At 38.7% G+C, this 5,977-nt stretch carries 6 protein-coding genes; 4 read left to right on the forward strand and 2 right to left on the reverse strand.

Going from position 1 to position 5,977, the window contains the following annotated elements; translation table 11 throughout:
- Positions 1-94 precede the first annotated feature (94 nt).
- The 4 genes from AC1DRF_RS14665 to AC1DRF_RS14680 all read left to right on the forward strand — a co-directional run bounded on the left by AC1DRF_RS14665 (position 95) and on the right by AC1DRF_RS14680 (position 3,500).
- The gene (locus AC1DRF_RS14665; RefSeq protein WP_014460948.1) at positions 95-640 is read left to right on the forward strand and encodes a YhcN/YlaJ family sporulation lipoprotein; all 546 of its coding nucleotides are present in this window, start codon (positions 95-97) and stop codon (positions 638-640) included.
- A gap of 337 nt (positions 641-977) precedes the next feature.
- Complete coding sequence (gene putP, locus AC1DRF_RS14670; protein WP_372482328.1) at positions 978-2,411, forward strand: sodium/proline symporter PutP; 1,434 nt, start codon at positions 978-980, stop codon at positions 2,409-2,411.
- Positions 2,412-2,511: 100 nt separating this feature from the next.
- Positions 2,512-3,171 (forward strand): SIMPL domain-containing protein, encoded by a 660-nt coding sequence (locus tag AC1DRF_RS14675; protein WP_016763472.1) that lies wholly within the window; start codon positions 2,512-2,514, stop codon positions 3,169-3,171.
- 62 nt (positions 3,172-3,233) lie between these two features.
- Entirely contained in the window at positions 3,234-3,500 is a 267-nt protein-coding gene (locus AC1DRF_RS14680; RefSeq protein ID WP_230184577.1) for a hypothetical protein, read from the forward strand.
- A gap of 182 nt (positions 3,501-3,682) precedes the next feature.
- Here the strand turns inward: AC1DRF_RS14680 and AC1DRF_RS14685 are convergent, their stop codons facing one another.
- The gene (locus AC1DRF_RS14685) at positions 3,683-4,864 is read right to left on the reverse strand and encodes a trans-sulfuration enzyme family protein (RefSeq protein WP_043979474.1); all 1,182 of its coding nucleotides are present in this window, start codon (positions 4,862-4,864) and stop codon (positions 3,683-3,685) included.
- Positions 4,848-5,977: trans-sulfuration enzyme family protein (locus AC1DRF_RS14690; protein WP_477741012.1), on the reverse strand; the 1,130-nt coding region annotated here is incomplete at its 5' end. The genes AC1DRF_RS14690 and AC1DRF_RS14685, both read right to left, overlap by 17 nt.

A 5,977-nucleotide genomic window follows, 5' to 3' on the forward strand; every position in this document is an offset into this window, starting at 1 on the left:
TTTCGATAGTATAGGCTTTTTTATATTTTTCATGTATGCTTCACACATTTTTAACAAATTATAAGAAAGGTTAAAACTTATAAGGAGTGATACTATGAAGAAATCGTTTTTGTTTGTTGTAGGCTGCATGACGACCCTTTCTTTATTCGGCTGCAGCACAGCAGATCAAGGTAAAGATGGCGTCATTGATGATAATACAGTCCGCAACGTCACATATGAAAATGGAAACAATAAAACGAAAATGAATGACGTGAACGATACGCAAGATGTACAGCGTAACGAAAAAGAACAATATAACCAGTCAGGCGGAATGAGAGTAGCCGATGTGGCGGCTGATCGTATCGTAGCATTAAAAAACGTTAAAGATGCTAACGTAATCGTAACCGATCATACAGCTTACGTAGCAGCTGTATTAGACGATAACAAAGAAGGTAATCTCACAAAAGATATGGAGCATAAGATCGCACATGAAGTGAGAAAAGCTGACGGCAGTGTTCATCGAGTGTTTGTATCAACAAACCCTGACTTTGTAAACCGTATGAACGGATATGTAGACAAGCTTCAAACCGGCAAACCAGTCTCTGGACTGTTTGATGAGTTTTCAGAAGTTGTTCGCCGCGTATTCCCGAACTCACGCTAATATACATGAATGTCAAAAGAGCATTTTACGAAATGCTCTTTTTATTTTATTTTTTGCATAAAATATTGCATAAAAAATGCGCTTGTAAATTTCTGAATATTTTTATTTTACTTTATTTTGAAAACGTTTTCATTTCTATAATATAAAGGTTTAGGGGATTTTAGACTTAGGTAATTTACGGTTTTGTGGGTTGATAGTAAGGGAAAAGTTTGTTAGTTTTAGAAACCATAAGATGTTTGCATGGCGAGCACTGCTCGTTTCATGCATAAAAAATGCATAAAGGGGAGATTTGGTGGATATTGGTGTTTATATTTCACTGGGCATTTATTTTGTAGGAATGCTTGGAATAGGATGGTATGCCTACACAAAAACAACTCAGGACGTATCGGGTTACATGCTAGGCGGACGCGGACTAGGTCCGGCCGTTACTGCGCTTTCAGCTGGCGCTTCAGATATGAGTGGATGGATGTTAATGGGGCTTCCAGGATCCATGTATGTGACAGGTCTTTCAAGTTTATGGCTTGCAGTAGGTTTATCTATTGGTGCTTATTTAAATTATTTAATCCTCGCTCCGCGTCTTCGCACTTATACGGAAGTAGCGAATGACTCCATTACAATTCCAGACTTTTTTGAAAATCGCTTTGGCGACCATGCCAAGATTCTTCGAACAGTATCAGCGATTGTTATCTTTATTTTCTTCACTCTTTACACTTCAGCTGGTATGGTATCAGGCGGACGATTGTTCGAATCGGCATTTGGTGTGAATTATCAAATTGGCTTATTTGTAACAGCATCTGTTGTTATTGCCTACACCCTTTTCGGTGGATTTTTAGCCGTTAGTTTAACAGATTTTGTTCAAGGTGTTATTATGTTTCTTGCCTTAGTTTTAGTACCTATTGTAGCTTTCACCAATGTTGGAGGCGTTAACACAACAATAGATATTGTACAGGACATTAATCCAGCATACCTTGACATTTTTAAAGGTACGACCGTTTTAGGTATTATATCTTTCTTAGCCTGGGGACTTGGCTATTTCGGACAGCCTCATATTATCGTTCGCTTTATGGCTATCTCTTCTGTTAAGGAGTTAAAACCCGCACGTCGTATTGGAATGAGCTGGATGATTATTTCTATTATTGGTGCTATGCTGACAGGACTTGTTGGGATTGCATATGTAGAAAAAACAGGTATGAAATTAGCAGATCCTGAAACTATTTTTATTAAATTTGCGGATATACTCTTCAATCCGTTAATTACTGGATTCTTATATGCAGCTTTACTAGCGGCAATTATGAGTACCATTTCTTCTCAGCTGCTTGTAACGGCAAGCTCTGTTACAGAAGACTTTTATAAAACATTTTTCCGACGCAAGGCCTCTGACAAAGAGCTTGTAACGGTTGGAAGAGCTGCGGTTTTAGGTGTTGCAATTATCGGCATTTTGCTTTCTTTAAAACCTAGTGATACGATTTTAGGACTGGTTGGATATGCTTGGGCTGGATTTGGTTCAGCTTTTGGTCCTGCTATTTTACTAAGTCTTTACTGGAAACGTATGACTCGATGGGGAGCACTTGCAGGGATGATTGTAGGTGCTGCTACAGTATTAATTTGGGTAAATACTCCATTGAAGGATGCCCTTTACGAAATGATTCCTGGATTTTTCTTAAGCTTGCTGGCTGTTATTGTAGTAAGTCTGTTAACAAAAAAGCCTTCAAAAGCTGTAGAAGATCAATTTAGAAACATGGAAAGCGTATTAGAACAGCATACAAAATAGTAAAAAAAGTACACAAGTCGTAACTTGTGTACTTTTTGCTTTTAATGCAAGCCATGTTGTCATATATATGTACTAAAGACAGATTAAGGAGGGTTTTTACATGCAACATTCTTATTTCCCTTACGAACCTACACAGCAACTGCGCGTAGATACACAAAATAGAGAAATTAAAGTAATTGGTGAAGGAAGTGTTTCAGCAGTTCCAAATGAAATTTCCATGACGATTGGAACCCGCACGGAAAACCGAGACGTTCAAGAAGCCTTAAAAGAAAATTCAGCTGTTTCAAATACTTTGCTGCAAGAAATAAAAAAACTTGGAATCAATGACCAGCAAATTGAAACAGCTTCGTTCACCATAAATCCTAAATATGATTACAGTGATGGAAAATCGACTCTTACAGGATACGAAGTACAGCACTTATTTAGAGTAAGAGTACAAGATGTAAAACAAGCTGGCGATGTCTATAACGCTACTTTTTCAAGCGGAGCCAACGTAGCGCAAGATCTTCAATTCCACGTTACAAATGATGATAAATATGAACAAGAAGCGATAAGTAAAGCTTTGCTTAACGCTAAAGAAAAGGCCTTTACCATTGCCAACACGCTGCAGCTCCCTATTAACCAAATCCCCATTTTAATCGAAGAAGGCCCCGTCTATCAGTCATCTGGCTCCTCGCCTAAGTTATTAGCAGCCTCTCCCCCTATTCAAGCTCAGTCCTTGACTGTATCTGCTTCTGTAAAAGTTACGTACACGTATTAATACTTATGGTAAACTATAGATTATTATAATGAAGAAACTAATCTAAAGGAGCTCTTTGCACAATGACTTCTGAACATTTACTAGCAGCTTATCAAACCCTATGGTTGAACCGTTCGTTCGCTTCTAAACAAGCCATGACAAGTGAAGATCAGCTTCACGAAGCCATTATGAAGGATTTAAAAGATGAAATGACTCATCCACGCGTCCGGCAAACACCGTATGTAAAATATCACCTTGGCATAAAAAGAATTCTAAGCAGCAGTCTTTCCTCTGATGAAAAAGTTGCGCTTACGTCCCTATACACAAACCTTTTAGATAGCTGTATATAACGGATATCAATCCAGTGTAAAGACGAACAAATGGGATAAAGGAACTGAACCGCTAGAAGCAACGAAATAGATGAAACCTACGTTCACCGTGACAACAAAAAACAAGAACTATTAATCAGTAATTTTGATTAATAGTTCTTGTTTAACTTTAACTACAATACTTTTGTCCCAGTCTCTTTTCTTTATTTAATTAACGCCTTTTCTTCTAAGCTTTGAAAAACAGCGTTAAAGTCTTGCTTCAAATCCTCAAATTCCTCTAACCCTACTGAAAGGCGAAGAAGTGAATCAGTAATTCCTTTTTCTTCACGCACTTCTTTTGGGATACTCGCATGAGACATTGTTGCAGGATGAGTTAGAATGGATTCAACTGCACCTAGACTAACGCCAATTGAAGCCAATTTGACTCCTTGTAAAATATGTCGCGCTACTTTTTCATCCTGTACTTGGAAAGAAATCATAGCTCCGTATCCATTTGCTTGTTCTGAAATCAGTTTGTGGTCCGGATGACTTTTTAAGCCCGGGTAGTATACACGGCTCACTAGAGATTGTTCTTCAAGCCACTTTGCAAACTGYAGCGCTGTTTTTAACTGCTGATCTAAACGAACTTTTAATGTCTTAATTCCTCGAAGCAGTAAAAAACAATCCTGCGGTCCTAAGATAGCACCAAAAGCATTTTGTACAAACTTTACTTCTTCTGCTAGCTTTTCATCGCTTACCACAACTAGACCGCCAATGACGTCACTGTGACCGCTGAGATATTTTGTAGCACTATGAATCACAATATTTACACCAAGGTCAATCGGCTGCTGTAGATAAGGTGTTAAAAACGTGTTATCCACAATTGTAAGGAGGTTGCGCTCCTTCGCCAAACTTGCTACTGCTTTAATATCCGTTACCTGTAAAAATGGATTTGAAGGGCTTTCGATATAAATAGCCTTCGTATCTTTTGTGATAGCTTCTTCTACTTTCTCAACCTTCGTTGTATCAACAAAAGTTGTTTTGATACCAAACTTTGAAAATAATCGTGTTAATACACGATATGTCCCGCCGTACGTATCATGTGAAACTAAAATTTCATCCCCTGATTCAAAAATAGATAACACCGATGAGATAGCAGCCATACCTGATGAAAAAGCAAAACCAGCGTATCCATTTTCTAGCTGAGCAATGGTGTTTTCTAAAGCCTCACGAGTTGGATTTCCTGAACGAGAATAGTCATAGCGGCCGTTGTTCGTCTCATCTTCTTGGTTAAATGTAGATACCTGATAAATAGGTACGTTAACCGCTCCAAAATGACCGTCAATTCCTGTATTTGCATGAATTAAGTTCGTACCAAATCTATGTTTATTATTGTTGGTATGCATCAAATGCCTCCTTCAAATCTTTAATTAAATCATCTGCGTGCTCAATTCCAACTGATAACCGCAGTAAACAGTTTGTTACTCCGACACGATTTCGAATTTCTTCCGGAATATCAGCATGTGTTTGACGAGCTGGGAATGTCATTAAACTTTCCACGCCTCCTAAGCTTTCTGCAAATGTAATAACTTTGACATTTTCTAAAAGTACTGACACGATGTCAGGGTGTGAGACAGCAAAAGAAATCATGCCTCCAAATCCAGTTGCTTGTTTCTTCATGATTTCATAGCCTGGATGTGTTTCAAGACCAGGGTAATACACTTTTTCCACGAGATCATGAGCAGTAAGCCAATTTGCAATTTTCAGTGCGTTTTCATTATGCTTTTCCATACGAAGCGCTAGCGTTTTAACACCGCGTAATAACAGCCAGCTATCCTGTGGACCTAAGATTGCCCCAGCTGCATTTTGATAAAAACGAATTTTCTCTCCTAAGCTACTACATCGAGCGACTACAAGACCAGCAACTACATCATTATGACCCCCAATGTATTTGCTTGCACTATGTATCACAATATCTGCTCCAAGCTCTAAAGGACGCTGATAATAAGGGGACATGAAGGTATTGTCAACGATGGTAAGCAAATCATGCTGTTTAGCTAACGCAATTGCTTCTGGCAAATCAGTCACGTGCATCATTGGATTCGTAGGTGTTTCAATAAATAAAGCTTTCGTATTGGGACGAAGCGCATCTTTTACTTGTTCGAGATGGGCTGTGTTGACGTACGAAACAGTAATTCCTTGCTCTGAAAAAATTTCATTTAGTACTCGGTACGTTCCTCCGTATAAATCCTCTGATACAATTAAATGATCTCCGTTTTTAAATAGTGCTAAAACTGCCATTACACCCGCCATTCCTGAAGCGAATGCTACTCCTACTTCTCCTTTTTCCAAAGCAGCAATTGCTTCTTCCAATGCTGTACGAGTAGGATTTGCCGTACGTGCATAGTCAAATCCTGTACTTTGCCCTAAAGCAGGATGAGCAAATGTTGATGCTTGGTAAATAGGGGTTGTAATAGAACCTGTTGAAGGGTCACGACCTACTCCTGAACGAACTAATA

It is taken from the genome of Priestia sp. P5_B4 (assembly GCF_056400385.1).